Annotated in this window: 23 protein-coding genes, 1 tRNA gene and 1 pseudogene; 9 read left to right on the top strand and 16 right to left on the bottom strand. The window is 55.0% G+C overall.

Features of this window, described 5'->3' with window-relative positions; all coding sequences use genetic code 11:
• Positions 1 to 171 precede the first annotated feature (171 nt).
• Both ACUTQ5_RS05275 and ACUTQ5_RS05270 read left to right on the top strand, forming a co-directional pair.
• Complete coding sequence (locus tag ACUTQ5_RS05275) at positions 172 to 1,467, top strand: MFS transporter (protein WP_445650378.1); 1,296 nt, start codon at positions 172 to 174, stop codon at positions 1,465 to 1,467.
• Positions 1,468 to 1,482: 15 nt separating this feature from the next.
• On the top strand, positions 1,483 to 2,289 hold the full coding sequence (locus tag ACUTQ5_RS05270; RefSeq protein ID WP_445650377.1) for a substrate-binding domain-containing protein: 807 nt from the start codon (positions 1,483 to 1,485) through the stop codon (positions 2,287 to 2,289).
• On the opposite strand, the gene ACUTQ5_RS05265 is transcribed toward ACUTQ5_RS05270, so the two are convergent.
• The 3 genes from ACUTQ5_RS05265 to ACUTQ5_RS05255 form a co-directional block, all read right to left on the bottom strand.
• Positions 2,264 to 3,163, bottom strand: a complete 900-nt coding sequence (locus ACUTQ5_RS05265; protein WP_445650376.1) for a LysR family transcriptional regulator — start codon at positions 3,161 to 3,163, stop codon at positions 2,264 to 2,266. The two genes, ACUTQ5_RS05270 and ACUTQ5_RS05265, sit on opposite strands and share 26 nt — an antisense overlap.
• 95 nt (positions 3,164 to 3,258) lie before the next feature.
• Positions 3,259 to 4,278, bottom strand: a complete 1,020-nt coding sequence (locus ACUTQ5_RS05260; RefSeq protein ID WP_445650375.1) for an NADP-dependent oxidoreductase — start codon at positions 4,276 to 4,278, stop codon at positions 3,259 to 3,261.
• Between the two features lie 60 nt (positions 4,279 to 4,338).
• Positions 4,339 to 5,121, bottom strand: coding sequence for an SDR family NAD(P)-dependent oxidoreductase (locus ACUTQ5_RS05255; RefSeq protein ID WP_445650374.1), 783 nt, complete (start codon positions 5,119 to 5,121; stop codon positions 4,339 to 4,341).
• Positions 5,122 to 5,306: 185 nt separating this feature from the next.
• On the opposite strand from ACUTQ5_RS05255, the gene ACUTQ5_RS05250 reads away from it, so the two are divergent.
• Positions 5,307 to 5,867: a TetR/AcrR family transcriptional regulator gene (locus tag ACUTQ5_RS05250; RefSeq protein WP_445650373.1), complete on the top strand. Its 561-nt coding sequence runs from the start codon at positions 5,307 to 5,309 to the stop codon at positions 5,865 to 5,867.
• Positions 5,868 to 6,300: 433 nt separating this feature from the next.
• On the top strand, positions 6,301 to 8,499 hold the full coding sequence (katG, locus tag ACUTQ5_RS05245; RefSeq protein WP_445650372.1) for a catalase/peroxidase HPI: 2,199 nt from the start codon (positions 6,301 to 6,303) through the stop codon (positions 8,497 to 8,499).
• A gap of 56 nt (positions 8,500 to 8,555) precedes the next feature.
• Here katG and ACUTQ5_RS05240 read toward each other — a convergent pair whose 3' ends face one another.
• The 4 genes from ACUTQ5_RS05240 to ACUTQ5_RS05225 form a co-directional block, all read right to left on the bottom strand.
• Positions 8,556 to 10,181 (bottom strand): MFS transporter, encoded by a 1,626-nt coding sequence (locus tag ACUTQ5_RS05240; RefSeq protein WP_445650371.1) that lies wholly within the window; start codon positions 10,179 to 10,181, stop codon positions 8,556 to 8,558.
• On the bottom strand, positions 10,174 to 10,599 hold the full coding sequence (locus ACUTQ5_RS05235; RefSeq protein WP_445650370.1) for a DoxX family protein: 426 nt from the start codon (positions 10,597 to 10,599) through the stop codon (positions 10,174 to 10,176). The genes ACUTQ5_RS05240 and ACUTQ5_RS05235 overlap by 8 nt, the downstream gene beginning before the upstream one ends.
• Positions 10,600 to 10,644: 45 nt before the next feature.
• A complete protein-coding gene (locus tag ACUTQ5_RS05230) occupies positions 10,645 to 11,466 on the bottom strand; it encodes an alpha/beta fold hydrolase (protein ID WP_445650369.1) in 822 nt (273 codons plus the stop codon).
• Between the two features lie 227 nt (positions 11,467 to 11,693).
• Complete coding sequence (locus tag ACUTQ5_RS05225; protein ID WP_445650368.1) at positions 11,694 to 12,884, bottom strand: sugar transporter; 1,191 nt, start codon at positions 12,882 to 12,884, stop codon at positions 11,694 to 11,696.
• Positions 12,885 to 13,022: 138 nt separating this feature from the next.
• Here ACUTQ5_RS05225 and ACUTQ5_RS05220 point away from each other — a divergent pair, with 138 nt between their 5' ends.
• Both ACUTQ5_RS05220 and ACUTQ5_RS05215 read left to right on the top strand, forming a co-directional pair.
• Positions 13,023 to 13,205, top strand: coding sequence for a hypothetical protein (locus tag ACUTQ5_RS05220; protein ID WP_445650367.1), 183 nt, complete (start codon positions 13,023 to 13,025; stop codon positions 13,203 to 13,205).
• 47 nt (positions 13,206 to 13,252) lie between these two features.
• Positions 13,253 to 13,939 (top strand): aspartyl/asparaginyl beta-hydroxylase domain-containing protein, encoded by a 687-nt coding sequence (locus ACUTQ5_RS05215; RefSeq protein WP_445650366.1) that lies wholly within the window; start codon positions 13,253 to 13,255, stop codon positions 13,937 to 13,939.
• Here ACUTQ5_RS05215 and ACUTQ5_RS05210 read toward each other — a convergent pair.
• The 6 genes from ACUTQ5_RS05210 to ACUTQ5_RS05185 form a co-directional block, all read right to left on the bottom strand.
• Complete coding sequence (locus ACUTQ5_RS05210) at positions 13,936 to 14,652, bottom strand: ABC transporter ATP-binding protein (protein WP_445650365.1); 717 nt, start codon at positions 14,650 to 14,652, stop codon at positions 13,936 to 13,938. The genes ACUTQ5_RS05215 and ACUTQ5_RS05210 overlap by 4 nt on opposite strands.
• Positions 14,649 to 15,524: an ABC transporter ATP-binding protein gene (locus ACUTQ5_RS05205; protein WP_445650364.1), complete on the bottom strand. Its 876-nt coding sequence runs from the start codon at positions 15,522 to 15,524 to the stop codon at positions 14,649 to 14,651. The genes ACUTQ5_RS05210 and ACUTQ5_RS05205 overlap by 4 nt, the downstream gene beginning before the upstream one ends.
• Complete coding sequence (gene livM, locus ACUTQ5_RS05200) at positions 15,521 to 16,807, bottom strand: high-affinity branched-chain amino acid ABC transporter permease LivM (RefSeq protein ID WP_445650363.1); 1,287 nt, start codon at positions 16,805 to 16,807, stop codon at positions 15,521 to 15,523. The genes ACUTQ5_RS05205 and livM overlap by 4 nt, the downstream gene beginning before the upstream one ends.
• A gap of 10 nt (positions 16,808 to 16,817) precedes the next feature.
• Positions 16,818 to 17,732 carry an ABC transporter permease subunit gene (locus ACUTQ5_RS05195; protein WP_017893418.1) on the bottom strand — a complete coding sequence of 305 codons (915 nt, stop codon included), beginning with the start codon at positions 17,730 to 17,732 and terminating at the stop codon, positions 16,818 to 16,820.
• A gap of 230 nt (positions 17,733 to 17,962) precedes the next feature.
• Positions 17,963 to 19,081: a branched-chain amino acid ABC transporter substrate-binding protein gene (locus ACUTQ5_RS05190; protein WP_445650362.1), complete on the bottom strand. Its 1,119-nt coding sequence runs from the start codon at positions 19,079 to 19,081 to the stop codon at positions 17,963 to 17,965.
• 387 nt (positions 19,082 to 19,468) lie between these two features.
• Complete coding sequence (locus ACUTQ5_RS05185) at positions 19,469 to 19,597, bottom strand: hypothetical protein (RefSeq protein WP_445650361.1); 129 nt, start codon at positions 19,595 to 19,597, stop codon at positions 19,469 to 19,471.
• Between the two features lie 90 nt (positions 19,598 to 19,687).
• Here ACUTQ5_RS05185 and ACUTQ5_RS05180 point away from each other — a divergent pair.
• The 3 genes from ACUTQ5_RS05180 (at position 19,688) to ACUTQ5_RS05170 (ending at position 21,214) form a co-directional block, all read left to right on the top strand.
• Positions 19,688 to 19,763, top strand: a tRNA-Asn gene (locus ACUTQ5_RS05180).
• Positions 19,764 to 19,984: 221 nt separating this feature from the next.
• Entirely contained in the window at positions 19,985 to 20,527 is a 543-nt protein-coding gene (locus ACUTQ5_RS05175) for a DUF3916 domain-containing protein (protein WP_445650360.1), read from the top strand.
• A 198-nt stretch (positions 20,528 to 20,725) separates the two neighbouring features.
• A complete protein-coding gene (locus tag ACUTQ5_RS05170; RefSeq protein WP_445650359.1) occupies positions 20,726 to 21,214 on the top strand; it encodes a GNAT family N-acetyltransferase in 489 nt (162 codons plus the stop codon).
• Between the two features lie 139 nt (positions 21,215 to 21,353).
• Here the strand turns inward: ACUTQ5_RS05170 and ACUTQ5_RS05165 are convergent, their stop codons facing one another.
• The 3 genes and pseudogenes from ACUTQ5_RS05165 to ACUTQ5_RS05155 form a co-directional block, all read right to left on the bottom strand.
• On the bottom strand, positions 21,354 to 21,965 hold the full coding sequence (locus tag ACUTQ5_RS05165) for a dTMP kinase (RefSeq protein WP_445650358.1): 612 nt from the start codon (positions 21,963 to 21,965) through the stop codon (positions 21,354 to 21,356).
• Between the two features lie 78 nt (positions 21,966 to 22,043).
• Positions 22,044 to 22,202, bottom strand: a pseudogene (locus ACUTQ5_RS05160) (glutathione transferase); the annotation flags it as partial.
• 115 nt (positions 22,203 to 22,317) lie between these two features.
• Positions 22,318 to 22,764, bottom strand: a complete 447-nt coding sequence (locus tag ACUTQ5_RS05155; protein ID WP_445650735.1) for a LysR substrate-binding domain-containing protein — start codon at positions 22,762 to 22,764, stop codon at positions 22,318 to 22,320.
• Positions 22,765 to 22,774: the final 10 nt, after the last annotated feature.

Raw genomic sequence — 22,774 nt, 5'->3', positions numbered from 1 at the left:
GGGGAATCATTGTTAATGACCCGTTACGGCTTATCGCATTAAATTGTTAACGTTGATTCATGCGGCAAACGCATCAGTTGATGAGTTTATTGCGCTTATTTACTTTATTGACCTGATCCAGTCTGCAGCAACAGGCGCAGTAAAAGCGCCGATGACAAACTGGAGATTAAGATGCATTCCTCTAACGCCCCCATGACCCACAGGGCCAGAATCAGCGCGATACTGCGAGTTACCTCCGGCAACTTTCTGGAGCAGTTTGATTTTTTCCTGTTCGGGTTCTATGCCACCTACATTGCCCATACCTTTTTTCCGGCCAGCAGTGAATTTGCCTCACTGATGATGACCTTCGCGGTCTTTGGCGCGGGCTTTTTGATGCGCCCTATCGGTGCAATCGTGTTGGGTGCGTACATTGATAAAGTCGGCAGACGTAAAGGGCTGATTGTGACTCTGTCGATCATGGCGGCCGGGACCTTCCTGATTGTGCTTATCCCGTCTTATCAAACGATCGGGATCTGGGCGCCGTTGCTGGTGCTTGGCGGCCGTTTATTGCAAGGTTTCTCAGCCGGTGCTGAACTGGGTGGCGTATCCGTTTACCTGGCCGAAATTGCCACCCCAGGCCGTAAAGGCTTTTACACCAGTTGGCAGTCTGGCAGCCAGCAAGTGGCCATTATGGTGGCCGCGGCGATGGGTTTTGCCCTGAATGCCGTTATGGAAGAAAGCGCCATTCGCGAATGGGGCTGGCGTCTGCCTTTCCTGTTCGGCTGCCTGATTGTCCCTTTCATCTTTTTACTGCGCCGTAAACTGGAAGAAACCCAGGAGTTTAACGCCCGTCGCAACCACCTGGCGATGCGCGAGGTGTTTAAAACCCTCTTGGCGAACTGGCAGGTGGTTATTGCCGGCATGCTGATGGTCGCTATGACCACCACCGCATTTTATTTGATCACCGTCTATGCACCGACGTTCGGTAAAAAAGTCCTGATGCTGAGCGCCTCTGACAGCCTGCTGGTGACCTTGCTGGTAGCAATATCCAACTTCCTTTGGCTACCGGTAGGGGGCGCTCTGTCAGACCATTTTGGTCGTAAACCTGTCCTGATCACCATGGCCCTGCTGGCACTGGTCACTGCGTATCCGGCTCTTAGCCTGCTGGCCGAAGCCCCCAGCTTCTCCATGATGCTCACGGTGCTGTTATGGCTCTCCTTTATCTATGGCCTCTACAACGGTGCCATGATCCCGGCGTTAACCGAGATCATGCCGACGGAGGTGCGGGTTGCCGGTTTCTCACTGGCCTACAGCCTGGCGACCGCTGTGTTTGGCGGATTTACACCGGTCATTTCTACCGCACTGATTGAGTACACCGGCGACAAGGCATCCCCCGGCTACTGGATGAGTTTTGCTGCGTTATGCGCATTGCTGGCGACCTTCTATCTGTACCGTCGCAGCACATTAACTTTACAAACAGCAGGTTAAATCAGGGATTACGCTATGCAAAAAATCTACCGTTCACTCCTCGCCACCTTGGTGATTTTCTCTGCCAGTACAGGAGTGCAAGCTAAAGAAGTGACCGTCATGATTTCAGGGGGCTTTAAAGCCGCACTGGAAAAACTGGCCCCACAGTTCGAAGCAACGAGTGGCGACAAAATCATTTTGGTCTCCGGCCCCTCGATGGGGAATACGCCCCAGGCGATACCGGCACGCCTGGCTCGCGGCGAAAATGCCGACGTGGTGATTATGGTGGGCGATGCACTGAAAAAGCTGGAAAAGGATAACTGGATACAGCCGGGTTCGCGCGTTGAACTGGCCGATTCGCCGATTGGCATGGTGGTCAAACAAGGTGACCCTAAACCCAATATCAAAAATGATGCAGAGCTGCGCAATACCCTGCTGCAGGCTAAATCCATTGCCTATTCTGACAGTGCCAGCGGCAGATATGTCAGCAGCCAGCTTTTCCAAAAACTGGGTCTTGAAGACCAGTTGAAGGAGAAAGCGCATAAGGTTGAACGCATTCCAGTGGCATCGGAAGTGGCGAAAGGAAAATATGCGGTAGGTTTCCAGCAGGTCAGTGAACTGCTCCCTGTCCCGGGTGTCACCTTTATTGGCGAACTGCCTGACAATGTCCAGTACATTACCCGTTTTGCCGGTGCGGTCACCGCCAAAGCCGAACACCCTCAGGAAGGCAAAGCGCTACTGGATTTCCTGTCTTCCCCGCAGGCGCAAAAAACCATTCACGCCACCGGGATGAGGGCCGTGAAGGCTGAACAACCGGCTAGGCAGAGTGATACTGTTCAGTGATCAGTTTTTCCAACTCAGCGGCAAGGTAGGATTGCATACGTCCGCTGCGCCTGATCAGGCCGACGGTGCGCTTTACAACCGGGTCTGTCAGTGGCAGGTGAGTCAGCACCGAATGATCTGCTCCCGGCATCGACATAGCGGGTACGGCGGCAATGCCGATACCCGCCTCAACCATGCCCAGCATGGTCGTCACATGGCGCGTTTCGCAGAGGCTGGCACGCTCAGGGATGATGTGTGCCAGCATCTGATCGAGCAAATTGCGGTTGCCGGAGGTCTTATCCAGCCCCACATAATCCTGCTGATAAAACTCGCGCCAGGTCAGGCTTTTTTTACCGGCCAGAGGGTGATCGCGCCTGCAGGCAGCCACGTAAACATCCCCAATCAACGGCAGAAATTCGATATTGGGTTGCAGGTTTCTCGCAAAACAGATGCCGAAGTCGGCCTGGCCGCTGGTCACCACTTCGATGACATTGCCGGCACTGCTATCGATAAGCTTAACGCGTACGCGTGGATAGCGAGCCTGGAAGCGGCGAATCACGTCGGGCATAAAGTAATAAGCCGCTGAAGGCACCGTGGCGACGGTGACCAGACCCGTTCTGTCCTGACTGACCTTATCGATATCGGCTAATACCAACTCAACGTTCATCAAGAGTTGATCTGAACGCTCGGCAAAGGTCTGTCCATACAGGGTTAGCGTGACGCGCCTGGTGGTTCTGTCGAACAGCTTAATCCCCAGAGCGGATTCCAGCTTCTCTATCCTGCGGCTCAATGCTGACTGCGAAAGGCAGATGGACTCCGCGGCAAGCCGAAAATTACCGTATTCAACCAACGCGCGGAAGGCGTAGAGATCGTTGAGGTCAAAATTCACGGGCATAGTGGCAGGCAATCCTTTCAGCAGCGGCAAGGGTTTAAAGGAAAGATAATAGCCACTTATCCGACAACGGCAACACGGCAGCATAGAATAAGGAATTAATCCTGCATCTTGATAACCACTTTTCCCTTCGCATGCCCCTGGGCAAGGTAGCCAAGAGCCTCCTTTGTTTGAGCAAAGGGGAATACCTTGTCGATCACGGGTTTGATTTGTTCGGTTTCGACCAGTTTTCCTATTTGACTGAGTTGAACACCTTCAGGCCGAACGAATAGAAAGGTATAGGTTAAGCCCCGTTTTTTTGAAAGACGCATAATATTGCGGCTCATAAGCCTGAAGATAAAAGTCAGAAAGAAATTTAACCCTCTAGCCCGCGCAAACCTGACATCTAGCGGCCCGATGAGAGAAACAATCTTGCCTCCAGGCTTTAGGATCTGGGTGGATTTTTCAATCGTATCTCCCCTGATGGTGCCAAGAACCACATCATAGCCAACCAATACCTTTTCGAACGCTTCTTTTTTATAGTCAACGATTTCGTCAGCCCCCAGGCTCCTCACCCATTCGATATTGCCCGTACTGGTTGTCGTCCCCACGGTTGCGCCCAGTTGCTTCGCCAGTTGGATGGCAAAGGAGCCTATTCCCCCAGAACCCGCCGGGATGAAAACCTTCTGACCAGGCCGCAGCCGGACTCGCTCTGTCAGTGCTTGCCAGGACGTGAGGCTTACCATAGGGAGCGAAGCCGCCTGCACAAAATCCAGGTTTGCCGGTTTTATAGCTGCAGCGCTCTCAGGCACCACCGCAAATTCGGCAAGAGACCCCGTTCCCGTATCGAAGAGGCTGGCGAAGATTTCATCACCAGGGGAAAAACGAGTCACGCGACTTCCCACGGCAATAACAACCCCAGACAGATCGCTACCCAAGGTTGCAGGAAGCTTAAAATGCAGAACCGGCTTAAATATTCCGGTTGGGATCATATTGTCGATTGGATTTAGACCCGCAGCGTAAACTTTAACCAAGACTTCATTAGCCTTGAGCGAAGGATAATCTACGTCATCAAACCCTAATTCAGGAGATTTACCGTAACGCTTAAACGTGAAGACTTTCATCGTCTTATTATTCATTTGTTTTTCCCCTGCCGTGCAGGCAGCTGAACGATTGTTCTGGGCAAGCCCCTTTTTTGTCTAAAGAGTTTTATATCGCTCTGCGGCTTCATCTTGTTTGATGTCCGATAGCAGAATCTGACGCACAGCATCGAGGTTGTCCCAGCGTGCGGCGTTCTGCAAAGGTGGGATGGTAACGAGTTCACGCCGATCAAACCCAACCAGGGCCGCATCAACCAATTCGCCCACTGCCATCATTTGGGGCAAAGTGTTGGTGTCGATACCTGCACGTTGCCAAATATCCGTGTAAGTCCCGGCAGGGAGCACCGCCTGAACATAAATGCCCTTCTGCGACAGCTCAATATTCATGCCCTGAGACAGGAACAGAACAAAGGCTTTGGTTGCGCCATAAACCGACATTGCAAATTCAGGGGCGAGCCCGACGACGGAACTGATGTTGACGATAGCGCCCTCGCCGGCCAGCACAAACCGTTGCGTCACTGCACTGGCCAGTCGGGTTAAAGCCGTCACATTAAGCGCGATAAGCTGCTCAATTGAATCAGACGTCTGCTCTGTAAAGCTGCCCGACTGCGCGATACCCGCGTTATTGATAAGAATGCCTATCCGCGTGTCATCACGTAAACGAGCTTCAACAGCCGCTAAATCATCAGCTTGCGTGAGGTCAGCAGGCAGAACGTCGACGGCAATACCGCTTTCTTGCCTCAACCGCTCGGCAAGGCTATCAAGTTTTGTCTTGTCGCGAGCCACCAGAACCAGGTCATGGCCCCGGCGTGCGAACCGTTCAGCGTATACGGCACCAATACCTGTAGAAGCACCGGTAATCAGAACTGTTGATTTGGTCATGAATAACCCTTATTTATCAATGAATAAATAAAATTCGCAAACTGCGATGTCTGTATAACCCTGATAGTGGTGGCTAACGGGACAGATTTAATGATGATGATCGTAATCTAAAAAGTCAATCATTTTGATTACGATCATCATCAATGTATACTTGCGGCATGCGTTTCAGAAGATGAGGCAGAGCAATGAGAGTTTCTAAAGAACAGGTGCGGGCAAACCGAATACGTATTGTTGAAACAGCTTCAGAATTGTTTCGTGAGCGGGGTTATGACGGCGTGGGTGTAGCAGAACTGATGTCAGCGGCAGGTTTAACCCACGGCGGGTTCTATAAGCACTTCGGTTCCAAGGCCGATTTAATGTCGGAGGCGATGTGCTGTGGTTTTATGCAATCCGCAGAAAGTACGGCGGATATGAGCCGGGAAGAATTTGTTGAAAACTATCTCTCCCGCCAGCATCGCGATGATATGGGCAAGGGTTGTGTGATGTCGGCACTAGGCACCGATACGGCCCGCCAATCTGAATCGATTAAGGCGACGTTTGCAACTGGCATTGAACGTCAGTTGGCCCTTTTAGCCAATGAAAATGGCGAAGGTGACATAACCCGTGCCGACCTGATCGATACCATCGCACATGTTGTTGGTGCTCTGGTGCTGTCCCGTGCCTGCCCTGATGACTCCGCGCTGGCCGATGAGATTTTGGACGTTTGCCGCTCCCGAATTCTCAATCAGGAAGCGCATGAGGATTGAGTTTCCGATTGCAGACGACGAAGATATTGCCTCCTTCACCTCACAAGATGCCATCGTCAAAAATGGCATCGACCATTACGAACACAACGCCACGCTACATTATATTCATCGCTATTCGATAAACCCGACCGGCCTTACTACCAGAAAATTTCTATCAATCAATAAAAATTCAATAGTCACAAGCTATTAAAACATTCAACCATTCCTATTTTATCTATCTTCATCCACTGACTAAGCTTAGAACTGAGTATCAATGCGAGCCCTATCAGCGGTTGGCAAAGCCTCATTTCTTATTATTTAATAATCAGCTAATTAGAAGAACCATTAGCGCAACAACCGACGCGGGCAGTTATCCGCGATGTCAAGTTAACGGCTCCCCAGCTACCGGCAGACAAGGCCTGGTGAGCGAACCTACAGAAGCAGAGAGCGCATCATGACAACTGAAAGCAAATGCCCATTTTCGGGTGGCGGCAAACCGAACACGCCACGCCGTGGCCCTTCGAATCAGGACTGGTGGCCCAACCAACTTAACCTGAAGCCACTGCACCGGCACTCCTCCCTTTCCGACCCGATGGACCCTGACTTCGATTATGCCAAAGCCTTTAACAGTCTGGATCTGGCCGCCGTTAAACAAGACCTGCACGCCCTTATGACCGACTCGCAGGACTGGTGGCCGGCAGACTTCGGCCACTATGGCGGCCTGTTCATCCGTATGGCCTGGCACAGCGCCGGCACTTATCGCATCGGCGATGGCCGTGGCGGCGCGGGAGAAGGCCAGCAACGTTTTGCACCGCTCAACAGTTGGCCCGATAACGTCAGCCTCGATAAGGCCCGTCGCCTGTTGTGGCCAATCAAACAAAAATACGGCCGCAAAATTTCCTGGGCTGACCTGATTATCCTTACCGGTAACGTCGCGCTCGAATCCATGGGCTTTAAAACCTTCGGCTATGCGGGCGGTCGCGCCGATACCTGGGAGCCGGATGACGTCTATTGGGGATCGGAAAAAATCTGGTTGGAGCTGAGCGGCGGTCAGAACAGCCGCTATTCGGGCGATCGTGATTTGGAAGATCCGCTGGCAGCGGTGCAAATGGGCCTGATTTACGTTAACCCTGAAGGCCCGGACGGTAACCCGGATCCGGTCGCTGCCGCCCGTGACATTCGCGAGACCTTTGCACGAATGGCGATGAATGATGAAGAAACCGTGGCGCTGATCGCCGGCGGCCATACCTTCGGCAAGACCCATGGCGCAGGCCCGGCCTCGCATGTGGGTGACGATCCGGAAAGCGCAGGCCTTGAGCTGCAGGGCCTCGGCTGGCAGAGCAGCTTCGGCACCGGTAAAGGTAAGGATGCCATCACCAGCGGCCTGGAAGTGACCTGGACCACCACGCCGACCCAGTGGAACCACGACTTCTTCAAACACCTGTTCGAATACGAGTGGGAACTGACGCAGAGCCCGGCCGGCGCACACCAGTGGGTGGCCAAAGACGTTGGCGAGACCATTCCCGATGCGTTCGACCCGGCGAAGAAACAGCGCCCAACCATGTTAACCACCGACCTGTCGCTGCGCTTCGATCCGGCATACGAGCAGATTTCGCGTCGCTTCTATGAGCATCCTGACCAGTTCGCCGATGCTTTTGCCCGTGCCTGGTATAAACTGACCCACCGCGATATGGGGCCACGCGCCCGCTATCTCGGCCCGGAAGTGCCGGCCGAAGAGCTGATTTGGCAAGATCCGATCCCGGCTGTCGATCATCAGTTGATTAACAATCAGGATATCGCCGATCTCAAAACCAGCATCCTGGCTTCCGGCCTGCCGATCTCGGTACTGGTCTCCACCGCCTGGGCTTCCGCCTCCACCTTCCGCGGTTCCGACAAGCGTGGCGGAGCCAACGGTGCGCGCATTCGTCTGGCACCGCAGAAGGACTGGGCAATCAACCAACCGGTGCAACTGGCGCAAACACTGGCCAAGCTGGAAGAAATCCAGCAGGCGTTCAATAATGCCCAGTCGGGCAACAAGCGCGTCTCGCTGGCGGATTTGATCGTGCTGGCCGGTGCCGCAGCTGTCGAACAGGCAGCAGTCAACGCCGGTCATCCGGTAAGCGTGCCCTTTACGCCGGGCCGTATGGATGCCACGCAGGAACAGACCGACGTCGACTCCTTCGCAACGATGGAACCGGTTGCCGATGGTTTCCGTAACTACCTGAAACGCCAGTTCAACATTCCGGCCGAAACCCTGCTGGTCGACAAAGCGCAGCTGCTGACGCTGACCGCTCCGGAAATGACAGTACTGGTGGGTGGGCTGAGGGTGTTAAACGCCAACGTCGGCCAGAGCCAGCATGGCGTGCTGACCCAACGGCCACAGGCGCTGAGCAACGACTTCTTCGTCAATCTGCTTGATATGGGCACCACCTGGAAAGCGGTTGGCGATGACGGCGTATTCGAAGGGCGCGACAGCCAAACCGATGCGCTTAAGTGGACGGCGACCCGCGCCGATCTGATCTTCGGTTCACATTCTCAACTGCGCGCGCTGGCGGAAGTCTATGGCAGTTCGGACGCTCAGGCGAGTTTTGTCTACGACTTTGTCGCCGCCTGGAATAAGGTGATGAACCTCGATCGTTTTGACCGGGCATAGGTTCAAACCGCAGTAAAGCCGCCCGCCCAGGGAAACCTGGGCGGGTTTTTTTATGTTTATTCTCCTGTCGTTTGCCGCTCCAGGTGCCGTAGTTCAAGTGACAGGAAATGGTGCACCAATGGTTTTTCCGGGCCGATATGGAACTGCAGCGCCTCCTGCTGTAAGTCCGCATCGGCATGCGAAACCCGCTGATGCTGGCGCAAATGCTCGGCCCAGGACTCCACCATAAACCACTCCATCACACACTGTGGATCGGCGGTATGTTCGGTCAGCCCCCAGGCGTAGGCACCGTCACGACGACGCACCCGTGACAGACGTTGCAGCGTGCGCAGAAATTGCGGGCGATCTTCCAGCCGGACACGGTATTCCACCTGGATCATCACCGGTCCACGATCGTTCTCAACCGGGGTGTTGAGCAAGGGTTCCGGCCAGTGATTGGAGGGTTGCAGGTCGGCCTCGCCTTCCGGCAGGCGAATGCGATGAAACAGCAGCGAAATCACCAGCAAGCCGATACCGCCCGCCAACAGCGTGGCAGCCACGCCGATCTCCTGAGCAATCAGCCCCCACAGCAGACTACCGGCAGCCATCGCGCCATTAAACACCATCAGGTAAATCGCCAGCCCGCGTCCGCGCACCCAGTTTGGCAGAACGCCTTGTGCTGCACCGTTCAGTGAGGTCAGCGCGATAATCCAACCGGACCCCAGCGCCAGCAGCAGTAACACCGCCAGCCACTGCGGCGGTGCAATCGACAGCAAAGCCATCACCACGGCGGTGATCACTGCCGCCAATAACACCAGACCATCGGCGTTCAGCCGCTGACGTAATCTTGGCAACAGCACTGCACCGCCGATCGCTCCCGCTCCCACTGCGCCTAGCAGAATGCCATAGAAACCGGCGGTACCGCCCAGCATCTGACGCGCGACGAGCGGCAATAGCGCCCAGACCGAACTGGAGAACACAAAGAACACCGCCGCCCGCAGCAGCACCACATGCAGCTCACGGCTGGCGCGGGCATAGCGAATACCGGCACGGAAAGCGCCAAAGAAATGCTCGGAAAGCCCGTTATCCTCCACCTTCGGCCTGCGCCACCACAGCAGGGCGGTAACCACGAACACATAACTCAGTACGTCGGCACCGTAGACCGCACCGGCACCGAAGCTGGCCAACAGCAGCCCTCCCGCCGCCGGGCCGATGGCACGGGCGATGTTTATCCCAAGCGAGTTCAGCGCCACCGCATTTCTGAGATCGGCTCGCGGTACCAGCTCGGGCACGATAGATTGCCAGGTCGGCCCCATCAGTGCCCCGCCGATACCGCCGATAAAGGTCAGAGCCAACAAATACTCGACGGTCAACGCGCCGTTTTGCGACAGCAGCAGCAAGGTGCCGCTGACGCAGGCCAGTAAGATTTGGACAAAAATAAGAAAGCGACGACGGTCAAGAATATCGGACAGCACTCCCGCCGGGATCGCCAGCAGGAATACCGGCAGCGTGGCGGCGGTCTGCATCAGCGCCACCGCCGACGGATTGGAGGACAAATCCGTAACCAGCCAGGAACTGGCGACGTCGCGCATAAAACTGCCAACGTTGCCCAGCACCGTGGCTCCCCACAACACCGCGAATACCGGGATCTTCAGCGGCGCGAAACCACCGGGTGCTGCTTTGTCCTGTGCTGATTCAGCCATCTTTATGCTCCTTGAGATCGTAAAGCGCCACCAGCAGCAACGCCCCCGCCAGTCCGATATGTTCAAAAAATCCGTTCATGCCAATAAAACGCTCCGGCGGGCTCATGTCCCAAAAACGGTTGGCCATTAGCGTGGCAGCCAGAGTGAATCCGGCCAGCGCCAATGCGCCGAGCCAGCGGTAAAAACCGGTCAGGATCAACGCCGAAGCCCCCAGTTCCAGCACCACCACCAGCCCGGCAAACAACGCCGCTGGCTGTAGACCAAAATGGGTCATTTCTGCCATGGCACCGTTAAAATCCAGTGCCTTGACCAAACCGCCCTGGATATAAGCGGCGCAAATCGCCAGCAACATCAGCCAACGAAGCAAAGGAGTATCAACAGCATGTCTGACTCGAGAAATAAAAGCGGCAGTGCTCATAGTCGGCTCCGGTTCACAGGCAAAACCCCCATCCGGGTGATGGGGTCAAGACTGGATAAACGCCAGTAAATCGGCATTGAACCGGTCGGGGTCGGTTTGTGCCAGCCCATGCGAAGCCCCCGGATAGACCTTCAATTCAGCCTGCCTGATAAGCTTAGCAGCTTTCAAAGCCGATGCAGCAATCGGCACAATCTGGTCGTCATCGCCATGCACCAGCAGCGTCGGTTTATCAATCGCCAGCAGGTCGGCGGTGTAGTCGACTTCGGAAAACTCACGCACGCAGTCGTACAACCCCTTCACCCCGCCCTGCATGCCCATCAGCCAGAAGCTATCCATCAGCCCGGCATTAGCCTTGGCCCCCTTGCGGTTGAAGCCGTAAAAAGGCACCGCCAGATCCTTGAAGAACTGAGAGCGGTTTTCTGCCGTTCCGCTGCGAATGCCGTCGAAAGCCGACATCGGCAAGCCCTCTGGGTTGGTCGGGTTCTGGAGCATCAGCGGCGGCACCGCGCCCACCAGTACCACCTTCGCCACCCGCGTGCTGCCGTGACGGCCAATATAGCGCGCCACTTCACCACCACCGGTTGAATGCCCCACCAGGATCAGATCCCGCAGATCCAACGCTTCGATCAACTCCGCCAGGTCGTCCGCATAGCGGTCCATGCTGTTGCCGTCCCAGGTTTGGTCGGAGCGGCCATGACTGCGGCGATCGTGCGCAATAACGCGGTAACCGCTTTGGCCGAAGAACAGCATTTGGTTATCCCAGGCGTCGGCGGATAGTGGCCAACCGTGAGAAAACAGGATGGGTTGCCCGCGGCCCCAATCTTTATAGAAAATGCGCGTGCCATCTTGGGTGGTCAGGATGCCCATAGGTTATCTCCCGGTGGTGGTAAGGGTAGGTCTTCCGGGTTAACAGTAAGGCAGGAGAGGAAACGGTGATAACGGAATTATTTTCGGATGATCGCGAGTTTTTTTGCTGAAGATCCCGGCGTTGTCTCAATGCACAACGCCGGGTGGCTAGGTCAGGATAGAGAGAATTTAAGCCGTGGGGAGAGGCCTGATAGTGAGCCGGCGGCCCACTATCAGAGCGCGGGAAGTTAGCGGATCTGGTGGTGTTGCAGGCGTTCGCTACGGTAAAAGTTCAGCAGACACCAGCCAAGGGCGATCAACGCCAGCGGGGCCGCGACAAAACCGATGTTGCCCATGCCCAGATACTGGCTGACCTGATTACCCAGCAGTGCGCCAGCACCGATGCCGAAGTTATACAGCCCAGAATAGATTGACATCGCCACATCGGTAGCGTCCGGAGCAAGGTTCAATACCCTGGCCTGCATCGACAGGCCAATTGCCATGATCGCCATGCCCCATACCGCGAACAACACCGTCAGGTGGTTTTCATCGCCGGAGGCCGGTAACAGCAGCAGCAGGCTCAGCATCAATAAGCCGATGGCGCCGATGAAAAAGCCCGACGGGAAGCGTTCGCTGAAGCGGCTGAACAACAGACTGCCGACGATCCCGGCGGCACCGAACAGCAACAGCATCAAGGTAGTGAAGTTTTCCGACAACCCGGCTACGGTCTGAATAAAGGGTTCGATATAGCTGTACGCGGTAAAATTCGCCGTCACCACAATGATGGTCAGCATATACAGGCTGACCAACGCCGGGCGCTTAAACAACATTGGCACGCTGGCCAGGGAGCCGGAATGCTCGCTTTTCAGCACCGGCAGCAAACGCCACAGCAGCACCAGCGCCAGCGTGGCGCAGACGGCGATACCAATAAAGGTCATGCGCCAGCCGAGAATTTGACCCACGATACGGCCCAGCGGCAAACCGAGCACCATCGCCAGCGCGGTTCCCCCGGCCAGCAGGCCCAATGCCTGTGCCTTTTTACCCGCCGGTGCGACCCGGATCGCCAATGAGGCGGTGATCGACCAGAATACCGCATGGGCCAGCGCCACACCGGCACGGGAAATCACCAGCGTGGTGAAGTTCCATGCCACGGCGGTCAGCACATGGCTGGCGATAAACAGGATAAATACCCCGATCAGCAGTTTGCGTCGCTCAATCCGGCTGGTCAGCAGCATACACACCAGCGAACTGGCGGCGACGATCCAGGCATAAATAGTGATGATCAATCCCACCTGCTCGGTCTGCATCGAGAAGCTTTGGGCGATATCACTCAGCAACCCGACCGGAATAAATTCGGTGGTATTGAAGATAAAGGCCGAGACGGCAAGTATGACCACGCGCAACCAGGCAGTTGAGCGAGAGACCTGAGTGTGTTCCATGTTAAACGGGATCCGGACGGGTGCGGGAAGTAGCCATATTTTAACCAATCGGCTGGATAAATGCGATATGCGTCACACTTTTATTAAGGTACTTTTTTCGCCAGCCTTTTGCCATCCACGGCCTGCGCACCGATTGCCGTGGTGGGATTTGATGATATTGAACTGGCCGCCTCCCCCAGTTACCAGTTGACCACTTATCGCCAGCCGATGCAGTCGTTGATTGCCGATGGCATTCATTGCCTGACGCAGGCTTTCGAGCCGGACGGCCAACGTTTGTATAACGGTGAATTAATCACCCGGCAGTCGCATATTAAACAATAATAATATCAACGGACGGCGAGAGCTTTGGTCACGTTAATTGAGGTCATATGTCAGCTATCTATGATTGGTCAGTGTTGGTATTCCGCCGCATTTACGATCGCCGCATCAGCAGTGCGCCGGTGCTCGACAGTACCCAACTGTTCCCCGACGCCCAGCGTTTTACCGCCCAGTGGCCGCAGATCCGTGATGAGGCATTGACTCTGGCGCAAGATCTGCACAATATTCCGCGATTTCACGAGATAATGAGCGAACAGGCGTCGATCTCTGCCAATGACGCACGTGACTGGCGCATGTTTATCATGCAGGCCTACGGCCAGCCGATAACCCGCAATCTCGCCCGCTGCCCATTATTGGCCAGCCTGATCGCTTCCTCCCCCGATGTGCTTTCCGCCTCGCTGTCTTTCCTGGCCCCCGGTAAACAGGTGCCGGCGCACCGTGGCCCGTTCCGTGGCATTCTGCGCGGTTATCTGGTGCTGGCAATGCCCAAGGGTGCCGATGGTCTGCCCGCCGCCGTGTTGAAAGTCGACGGGCAAGAATACCGGCTCAATGATGGGGAATTTATGCTGTGGGACGATACCTTCGAACACGAGGTGTGGAACGACAGCGATCAGGTGCGCACCGTGTTGCTGCTGGATATCCGCCGCCGCGATTTACCCACCGGGCTGCGGATGTTGTCCAACGGCATTATTGCATTGGTACGGTTGAACGTACGCTGGATCCAGCGCCAGTTCTAGGCCCCCCCCAGATAGGCTTTCCTTACCTCCTGATCGTTCAACAGCTCCGCACCGCTGCCGGTCAGGCGAATCTGGCCGTTGACCAGCACATAGCCGCGATCGGACAGTTTGAGCGCGTGGTTGGCATTCTGCTCCACCAGAAACAACGTCATACCGCCACGGGTCAGCTCCCGTAAAATACTGAAGATCTGTTTGACGATGATCGGCGCCAACCCGAGGCTCGGCTCGTCCAGTAACAACAGTTTTGGCCTGCTCATCAGCGCCCGGGCGATCGCCAGCATCTGCTGTTCACCGCCGGACATGGTCATCGCCCGCTGGTTACGCCGTTCCTTCAGGCGTGGGAACAAATCAAACATGCGCAGTAAATCCTCCGCTACATAGCGGTTGCCGACGGTAATGGTACCCATCAACAAGTTTTCCTCCACGCTCATATCCGGGAAAATACGCCGCCCCTCGGGAGCCTGAGCGATACCGCTGCTGGCAACATAATGGGTGGAACGGTGGCTGATATCTTCGCCACGAAACAGGATCTGCCCGCCGCTGATGCGCGGCTGGCCGAAGATGGACATCAGCAGCGTCGACTTACCCGCGCCGTTGGCGCCAATCAGCGCCACCGTCTCCCCTTCATTCACCTGTAGCGAGACCTGCTGCAACGCCTGTATAGGGCCATAAAACACGTCTACGTTGCGAAACTCCAACATCACATTGCTCATCCCGCCAGTTCCTCTTCGTCCGCGCCAAGGTAAGCGGCGATTACCCTATCGTTATGCTGAATTTCTTTCGGCGTGCCTTCGGCTATCACATCACCGTGATCGAGCACAATCACCCGATCGGAGATCTCCATCACCATGCCCATATCGTGTTCAATCAACAACACCGTGATACCGTGGTGCTGACGCAGAAAACGGATAATGCGGCTCAGCGTCGCCGTCTCCACCGGGTTTAGCCCGGCTGCGGGTTCGTCGAGACAGATCATCTCCGGCGTGGTGCACATTGCCCGGGCAATCTCCAGCCGCCGCTGCTGACCGTAGGACATCTCCCCCGCCAGCCGGTTGGCGCAATCCACCAGTTCCACCACTTCCAGCCAGTAAAAGGCGCGATCCAGCGCCTGGCTTTCTGCCCGACGATAACCCGGCGTATTGAGCACGCCAGCGATCAGATTACGGTTGCTCAGCATGTGCTGCGCCACCAGCAGGTTCTCCACCACCGACATTTCACGGAATAAACGGATGTTCTGGAAGGTACGCGCCAGCCCGGCGCGATTGACCAGGTGGGTGCCGCCAAACATTTTGTAGTAAACGCGCGAGCCGAACCGCTTTGGATTCACCCAATCGCCGGCATGGAATTTCTGCCCCAGCACCTGGATCACGTCGGTCGGGCGCTTATAGGTATTGAGCAGGATCGCTCCGCCGGTGGCACGGTAAAAACCGGTCAGACAGTTGAATACCGTGGTTTTCCCGGCACCGTTGGGGCCGATCAGCGCGGTGATGGAGCCACGCTCCACCGCCAGATTGACGTCATTGAGCGCCTTGATGCCGCCAAAATGCATCATCAGATGCTCAACCTTCAGGATAGCGTCGCTCATGGCTCTACCCCCTTGCGCGGAGCAAAGCTGGAACGGCTGATGCGCACCAGCCCACGGGGCCGCCAAATCATCATCGCCACCATCAACACGCCGAACAGCAGCACCCGGTACTCGGCGAAGCTGCGCAACAGCTCAGGTGCCACCGTGAGTACAAACGCCGCCAGCACCACACCGATGGTCGACCCCATACCGCCCAGTACCACGATCGCCAGGATCAACGCCGACTCAAAGAAGGTGAATGAGGTGGGGTTGACGAAGCCCTGATAGGTGGCGAAAAACACCCCGGCCAGCCCGGCGGTGGAGGCGCCCATCATAAAGGCCGACAGCTTCACCAGAACGTGGTTCAGCCCGAGGGAGCGACAGGCAATTTCATCCTCGCGCAGTGCCTCCCAGGCCCGACCAATCGGCATGCGCGTCAGCCGGTGCTTGATGTACAGCACCAGCAGCACCACCAGGAACAGCACCGCATAGATAAAGATAAATTTCAGGTTGGGGTTATAGGCGATACCAAGGAATTCGTGGATCGGCACGCCGCCGTCCTTCGCCCGCCTGCCAAATTCCAGGCCAAAAATCGTCGGCGCAGGCACCGAGACGCCGTTGGGGCCACCGGTCAGCGACATCCAGTTATTGAGCACCAGACGAATAATTTCCCCGAACCCCAGCGTGACGATCGCCAGATAGTCGCCGTGCATGCGCAGCACCGGGAACCCCAGCAGCGCACCGGCCAGCGCCGCCATCAGCGCCCCCAGCGGCAGCATCGCCCAGAACCCCAGCCCGAGATACTGGTAACCCAGCGCCAGGCCATAAGCGCCAATGGCATAAAACGCCACGTAACCGAGATCAAGCAGCCCGGCCAGCCCGACAACGATGTTCAACCCCAGCCCGAGCAGCACGTAAATCAGCCCCAGGATCGCCACCGTCAGCAGATATTTGGTGGCGACAAACGGGAACAACAGCGCGATCACGGCCATTAACGGAACTCCCCAACGCAGGCTGGTTTTTGCCCCTATCGCCCGGACATATACCCCGTCATTACCGCCGTCAAAACGCGTCAACAGCTTGCGCCCCGGCGCGGTTTGCAGAAACAGGCTCAGCAACAGCCGCCCGGCCATCACCGCGGCGATAATCCACGCCAGGCGGCGCGGTTCAAAGTTAAAACTGTATCCGTTGAGAACAATACCGACGATAGGCCCGAAGACGATCAAAGCGATCAGCCCGGCCAGCACCGCATCCAGCAAGCTGCGTTTAACGTTCAGCCCTGGGTGAACCCTAGATTGCGACATAGTTTTCCCCTCAAACCTTAGCGACCATTGGCCGACCGAGCAGGCCCTGAGGGCGGAAAATCAGGATCACCACCAGCAAACCGAAGGAAAACACGTCTTTGTAATCGGAGTTCACCATGCCGGCAAACTGCGCCTCCGCGACGCCCAGCAGCAGGCCACCAAGCATCGCGCCGGGTAACGAACCAATGCCCCCCAGCACCGCAGCGGTAAAGGCCTTGATGCCGATAATAAAGCCGACGTAGAAATCAAAGGTGCCATAGTTCATGGTGATCAACACCCCCGCCAGCCCGGCCATGGCGGCACCAATCACGAACACCAGGGAGATCACCCGGTCGGTGTTGATGCCCAGAATAGACGCCATCTTGCGATCCTGCTGGGTGGCGCGGCAGATACGCCCCAGACGGGTGTGCTGAATGATGTAAGTGAGGATGGCCATGCCCAGCAATGAGGCGACCAGGATAAACACCTTGGTGTAGGTGATTTGGATCACCCCACCGTCAAAGTTGAGGCGGAACACGCCGTCCAGCAGCGTTGGGATCCCTTGCTGGCGCGGTCCTTGGCTGATTTGCGCGTAGTTTTGCAAAATGAGCGACATGCCGATAGCGGAGATCAGCGGTGCCAGACGAGTGGAATTGCGCAAGGGTTTGTAGGCGATGCGCTCGATCACCCAGCCATACACCCCGGTGACGACGATGGTAAACACCAACGTGCCGAGGATCAGCAGCGGGAAGGATTGCAGGCCGAAGAACGACAGTAACGCCAACCCAATGGCGCACAGGTAGGCGGAAATCATGTATACCTCGCCGTGGGCGAAGTTAATCATGCCGATAATGCCGTAAACCATGGTGTAGCCGATGGCGATCAGGCCGTAAACCGCGCCGAGCGTCAGGCCGTTGATCAACTGTTGCAGAAAGAAAACATCCATAATGAGCAGTCTCGCCTGGTGGGACCGCAAGCTAGTGCAGACGCGGCCCAAGGGAAGTATCGGCGCGGACCCGCCGAACACGCGGATCCGCTTATGGGTTAATCCTCAATGGATTTCAAGTTACAGCCAGGCGGCAAGTACGCGAATCCCCAGGAACTTAGATACGCTAAGTGACTGGGGTGACCGTATGCAGCCAACAACGCTGTGGCTTGAAAGACGCCGAGGATGGATTAGAGTTGGTGATATTTGCCTTTATCGTCCCACTGATAGACCACGTAATCCGATACCTTCAGGTCGCCTTTCTTGTCCCAGGCCTTTTTGCCCATCACGGTATCCACATCATGCGATTTCAGCCATTCGCTGGCCTTGGCGCTGTCTTTACCGCCGGTAGCGCTAAAGGCTGCGGCGATCGCCTGAATCGAAGCGTAGGAGTAGAGGGTGTAGCCTTCCGGCTCAAAACCGCTGGCGCGGAACTTGGCGATCACCGTTTTACCCTCCGGAATTTGGCGCGGATCGTTACCGAAAGTCATCAGCACGCCGTTGGTGTACTGTGGCCCACCGGCAGCGGTCACCAGTTCTTCGGTCACGATGCAGTCACCGGAGAAGAACTTGGCGGTCACGCCCTGCTCACGCATTTGGCGGACCAATGGCCCGGCCTCTGGATGGCAGCCACCGAAATAAACCACGTCGGGTTTGACCGAGGCGAGCTTGGTCACCAGCGCGTTGAAGTCTTTTTCACCGCGAGACAGCCCTTCATACAGCACTTCCTTCACGCCGCGCTTGTTCATCTCAGCCCTGGCGGCATCTGCCAGCCCCTGCCCGTAGGTGTCTTTGTCGTGGATCACCGCGATGCGTTTGGCTTTCAGGGTATTGAGCATGTAGTTGGTGGCAATCACCCCTTGCTGATCATCGCGGCCGCACATGCGGAACATGTTGGTCATGTTGCGTTCGGTAATTTGCGGGTTGGTGGATCCGGGGGTGATGGCGATAATCCCGGCTTCGTCATACACCTCGGAGGCCGGCATGGTGGAGGAGGAGCAGAAGTGCCCTACTACCGCCGCGACCTTGTCCTGATCCACTAATCGGTTGGCGACCGCGACCGCCTGTTTGGGTTCACAGGCGTCATCCCCCTGCACCAGTTTGATTTTTTCCCCTTTAATCCCACCGGCGGCGTTGATATCCGCTGCCGCCTGTGAGGCACCACGCCAATACTGATCGCCATAGGTCGCATTCGGCCCGGAGAATGGCCCGGCGACGCCAATAACGATATCCGCCTGAGCATAAAAAGCAGAACCTAAACAACCGATAAGCAGAGCAGCGAGCGGACTTTTAATAAGTTTCGATGACATTGTTGTATTCCTCAGCACTGTTTTTAGACCCCAAATAATTGGAGCTGTATCAAGGCGGCAAGAACATCCATCCCCAGGATGCTTACTCATGTCAGTGTCTGGGGTGGGTGTTCGCAGCCAACACCGATACGGCTTCAAGTATGACGGGTATAGCGAAACGCCCAGGGGCGTGGACCAGTCACTTTATGTGTAGACGGGGAAAATAATTTGCGCGAGAGCGCAGTCGCATTACCCGAATTTAGCTAAGCAAAAATCCAGCCATTGTGACGGCCAATACATATTTTCTGTTCATTCATCCTACATATCAGAGGCAAAACGCGGAGATTCACTACCGTCAGGAGGCACTGTGGGGGGATCAGGTGGCAAACTCACCGCAAAATTTTTCTGCTACTCGTCAGGTGCCTGTCCCCCTGCGCACCAGAAACGTGCAATGGCCGGTGCAACGTCGACGAAAACGATTTTGTGGTGATAAACCGCGTGGATAAACAGGATGAGTGCCGAAAAACAACGCAACATGCTCATTCCATCAGCAAACGCACTTTTCTGGCAGTTTAGTGCTTTGACAAAGCCGCAGCACCCCGCTATTATTCGCCCCGTTCACACGATTCCTCTGTAGTTCAGTCGGTAGAACGGCGGACTGTTAATCCGTATGTCACTGGTTCGAGTCCAGTCAGAGGAGCCATATTAGAGAAGCCCGCTCAGGGAAACCTGAGCGGGCTTTTTGCTTTTGGGATTTTGATGGTTAGGAGCCTGGGTGGACATGTCAGCGTTCCAATCTGTGCCGATTGCAAAATGACAACAATGGCATTACTGGTAATATTTAAACTATCAATTAGGGACAGCACATTTCTAAATTATGATTTTATTCAGGACTGTTTGAACAGATAGGGAAGCTTAAATTATATGAGTAGACGTCTAAACAGAGATTACCGTACTAAAATAAGAAACATCCCCCGCCGCTTAAAAGCGCTTAACCGTTGGGCGGAAACCTTCCATGATCCAATCCTTGCAGTTTTTCCAGAAGGCCAGCGCTACTGGAACTACAAAATTCCTGTAGATGTCAATCTTGTTGAAGGAAGACACAGTGTCCAGAAAACCAAGGCAGCCTGCGCACAAGCGTTAATTGACGCATGTTCTAATTTAATACTTGCAACAGCCGACTCGAGTTACAACCCGCGAATTACTTCTGTTATCTGCCTCCCGGATATGTTTACCAGCGAAGTCTGTCTTTACCATTCTGAAGAGTATTATCAGGGGTTCATATGCGAAAACACTTCTGAAAATGGAGCTTCATCAGTCATTAAGGGGCGTAGCCTTGCTGAAGACTGGGGATTAACTCTGCCAGAGAATATACAGGAGCTGGGGATCTCGCTTGAATACTATGGCGGTGACGATCCTGATGAATGGTTTACAGGAGAACGTTGGTACTATGGCCAAGTGTTATAGAAGAGGGTTTAATATCCGTTTCGCATAGTGCCGGTCTCACAGTGAAACGATGTCAGCGGAGAGCAGACTTCGGCGTCAGCAAAATTACGTTAAGTTGACAAAGCTATATGATACAATTTTATCATGCTGAACCGACGGCTAATTCGGTAGAGTAGTACTAAGTATGTGTTACGTTGCTATTAAGAATGGGACAGTAAATTGAAAACAAAACAGTCAAAAATCCCCAAATCAATTTATAGGCCCATGCATGGCGACGAGTTTGACCTCTGGGTGGACCTCTCTTCAAATGACTATATTGAAGACCTGATGGCAAATCATCGGTACAGCCGTAAAAAAGCCCAGATAGAGGCGTCGAAATCATTTAAAACAGCCTTGCCAGCGGGCATCAATACTCAAAATAACCATTTTAGAACTTATGAACATGAAAGTCAGGCTGCGGGATATCTGTGGTTCAGCCTGGAAGATAACTCAGCCTTTTTGTCAGATATAATGCTTCTCCCAGAATTTCAGGGTAAGGGGATGGGCAGGGATTTTATCCGTGCGTTCCTGAATGAACTTACTCAACAGGGTGCGTATGAAGTGGAGCTCAGAGTTTCACCGGACAATCAAAGGGCTTTAAAATTATATAAAGAGTTTGGTTTTCGGATAACTGGTTTTGATATGAGTCTTTTGCTGAGGCCCGACTGAACAGCAATCCGTTAATCATAATGTTCGGGGACAATCGCGGGTAATATCAACTATCGATGGGCAGTCTACCCACCGTATACCTTCACATCATCAATGTCCGCTTCTGGCACAAAACTGCCCGTGGCAAGAACGTGGGGCATCATTCAAGCACTCTGTAGATCTCGGAAATCACCTGCATCGTTGCGTCTTCAATCATTCCTTCATTACGGCATAAAACCCAGCCGTGATTGGCAATTTCTCGCTCGAACGCCTTGGTGCAAGCGACATGCTCTTCCAGCTTATAAATCACCGTGCTACTTAGCCCACGTGGACGGGCTGCGGCCCTCGCCCATGAAATCTCAGGCGCAGTAACAACCCCGACATGCAGATCTGGCGTTCGCACCTTTCGTTCAATGTTAAGCTGTAAAATCTCTGCAAATGGAACCATCCGGCGAAACGCGGCATCCGACGGATACCAGCGATCCATCAGGATAATGCTGTCCGGTGGCTGTTTAGTCAGCACATGCTGGGAAATCCAGGCACGGCTATCAGCAAAGCGCCTACAAACCTCCAATTCCAAATCCAGGGTGGGATTTCTGGCGAGCTGGTTAACGAGGGCCATTGTTTCCCCCCTGTAGGGATCGCTTTTTCTCTCGCAAAGTCGGATCACCTTCTTGTTGTCTGCCCTTAGTTCTCTCGTAATGGCCTCCAACAGTGTGGTTTTACCGGCGCCTTTGGGCCCATCCAGAGACACAAACAGCTGACGACTCATTCTTGAAATGACGATTGATATAGGTTTTTTGTATAGCTTGCATCTGGCAAAAGCATCTTACTTCCTTCGTTTGAACATTCAAAAAAACTCCATTCCTTCGTATGGCTGAGTTCGGCAAGCACGGAGGCGACTCTCAAGGTCTCCATCATGAATCTCAAGCCTGTGGCCATCGGGGTCTAAAAAATAGACTGACTTTCCCTCGCTCTTGTTAGTTTTCCATTCTGTAACACCAGACGACCTCTGACCTGCTCCCAGTAAACTAACATAGCACGATGTAAGCAACTTCCGCTTCTGGCACAAAACCGACGCTCAGGATGCCAGAATAGCCCCCAGAAACCCCGTCCCCTCCCCCCTAAATCAACAACCGAACCCGATCGTAAATCAGTCGGTCCTCGAGCCGAGCGGAGCGGGTATGCTGGCGCAGGGTGCGGATCAGATTATCAATCAACGCATGGGCGGCGGTGCTGAGGATGCTGTTGCGCCGGGTGACGATGTTCAGCCGCGCCAGGTCACAGCCTTCCTGTAACGCCAGCGGTTGCAGGCGTCCGGCAAACTGCGGTAAACCTATCAGCGGTAACGGGCAGCAGGTACACATGTCTGCCGACTCCACCATGGCCTGCAGCATGCCGAGGGAATGCGCATGAATAATGCGGTTCGGATCGAGTTGAGCGCAGTGTCGGCTGAACAGCTGCTGGATTAGATCGTCATAATTTTCTGGGGTGTAATTCAGCGCCCAGTCCTGCTCCAGCAACTGGTGGACTGAGCTGCTTTGGGCCAATGGATGGCCATGCCGCACCATCACCGCCGCT

It is taken from the genome of Serratia sp. NA_112.1 (assembly GCF_052691715.1).
This window is presented reverse-complemented; position numbering and strand designations above follow the sequence as displayed.

Bases quoted from the DNA above. Each gene is read 5' to 3' on its own strand.
- ACUTQ5_RS05275 (WP_445650378.1), top strand. From the start codon at position 172: ATGCATTCCTCTAACGCCCCCATGACCCACAGGGCCAGAATCAGCGCG.
- ACUTQ5_RS05270 (WP_445650377.1), top strand. From the start codon at position 1,483: ATGCAAAAAATCTACCGTTCACTCCTCGCCACCTTGGTGATTTTCTCT.
- ACUTQ5_RS05265 (WP_445650376.1), bottom strand. From the start codon at position 3,163: ATGCCCGTGAATTTTGACCTCAACGATCTCTACGCCTTCCGCGCGTTG.
- ACUTQ5_RS05260 (WP_445650375.1), bottom strand. From the start codon at position 4,278: ATGAATAATAAGACGATGAAAGTCTTCACGTTTAAGCGTTACGGTAAA.
- ACUTQ5_RS05255 (WP_445650374.1), bottom strand. From the start codon at position 5,121: ATGACCAAATCAACAGTTCTGATTACCGGTGCTTCTACAGGTATTGGT.
- ACUTQ5_RS05250 (WP_445650373.1), top strand. From the start codon at position 5,307: ATGAGAGTTTCTAAAGAACAGGTGCGGGCAAACCGAATACGTATTGTT.
- katG (WP_445650372.1), top strand. From the start codon at position 6,301: ATGACAACTGAAAGCAAATGCCCATTTTCGGGTGGCGGCAAACCGAAC.
- ACUTQ5_RS05240 (WP_445650371.1), bottom strand. From the start codon at position 10,181: ATGGCTGAATCAGCACAGGACAAAGCAGCACCCGGTGGTTTCGCGCCG.
- ACUTQ5_RS05235 (WP_445650370.1), bottom strand. From the start codon at position 10,599: ATGAGCACTGCCGCTTTTATTTCTCGAGTCAGACATGCTGTTGATACT.
- ACUTQ5_RS05230 (WP_445650369.1), bottom strand. From the start codon at position 11,466: ATGGGCATCCTGACCACCCAAGATGGCACGCGCATTTTCTATAAAGAT.
- ACUTQ5_RS05225 (WP_445650368.1), bottom strand. From the start codon at position 12,884: ATGGAACACACTCAGGTCTCTCGCTCAACTGCCTGGTTGCGCGTGGTC.
- ACUTQ5_RS05215 (WP_445650366.1), top strand. From the start codon at position 13,253: ATGTCAGCTATCTATGATTGGTCAGTGTTGGTATTCCGCCGCATTTAC.
- ACUTQ5_RS05210 (WP_445650365.1), bottom strand. From the start codon at position 14,652: ATGAGCAATGTGATGTTGGAGTTTCGCAACGTAGACGTGTTTTATGGC.
- ACUTQ5_RS05205 (WP_445650364.1), bottom strand. From the start codon at position 15,524: ATGAGCGACGCTATCCTGAAGGTTGAGCATCTGATGATGCATTTTGGC.
- livM (WP_445650363.1), bottom strand. From the start codon at position 16,807: ATGTCGCAATCTAGGGTTCACCCAGGGCTGAACGTTAAACGCAGCTTG.
- ACUTQ5_RS05195 (WP_017893418.1), bottom strand. From the start codon at position 17,732: ATGGATGTTTTCTTTCTGCAACAGTTGATCAACGGCCTGACGCTCGGC.
- ACUTQ5_RS05190 (WP_445650362.1), bottom strand. From the start codon at position 19,081: ATGTCATCGAAACTTATTAAAAGTCCGCTCGCTGCTCTGCTTATCGGT.
- ACUTQ5_RS05185 (WP_445650361.1), bottom strand. From the start codon at position 19,597: ATGTTGCGTTGTTTTTCGGCACTCATCCTGTTTATCCACGCGGTTTAT.
- ACUTQ5_RS05175 (WP_445650360.1), top strand. From the start codon at position 19,985: ATGAGTAGACGTCTAAACAGAGATTACCGTACTAAAATAAGAAACATC.
- ACUTQ5_RS05165 (WP_445650358.1), bottom strand. From the start codon at position 21,965: ATGAGTCGTCAGCTGTTTGTGTCTCTGGATGGGCCCAAAGGCGCCGGT.
- ACUTQ5_RS05155 (WP_445650735.1), bottom strand. From the start codon at position 22,764: ATGGTGCGGCATGGCCATCCATTGGCCCAAAGCAGCTCAGTCCACCAG.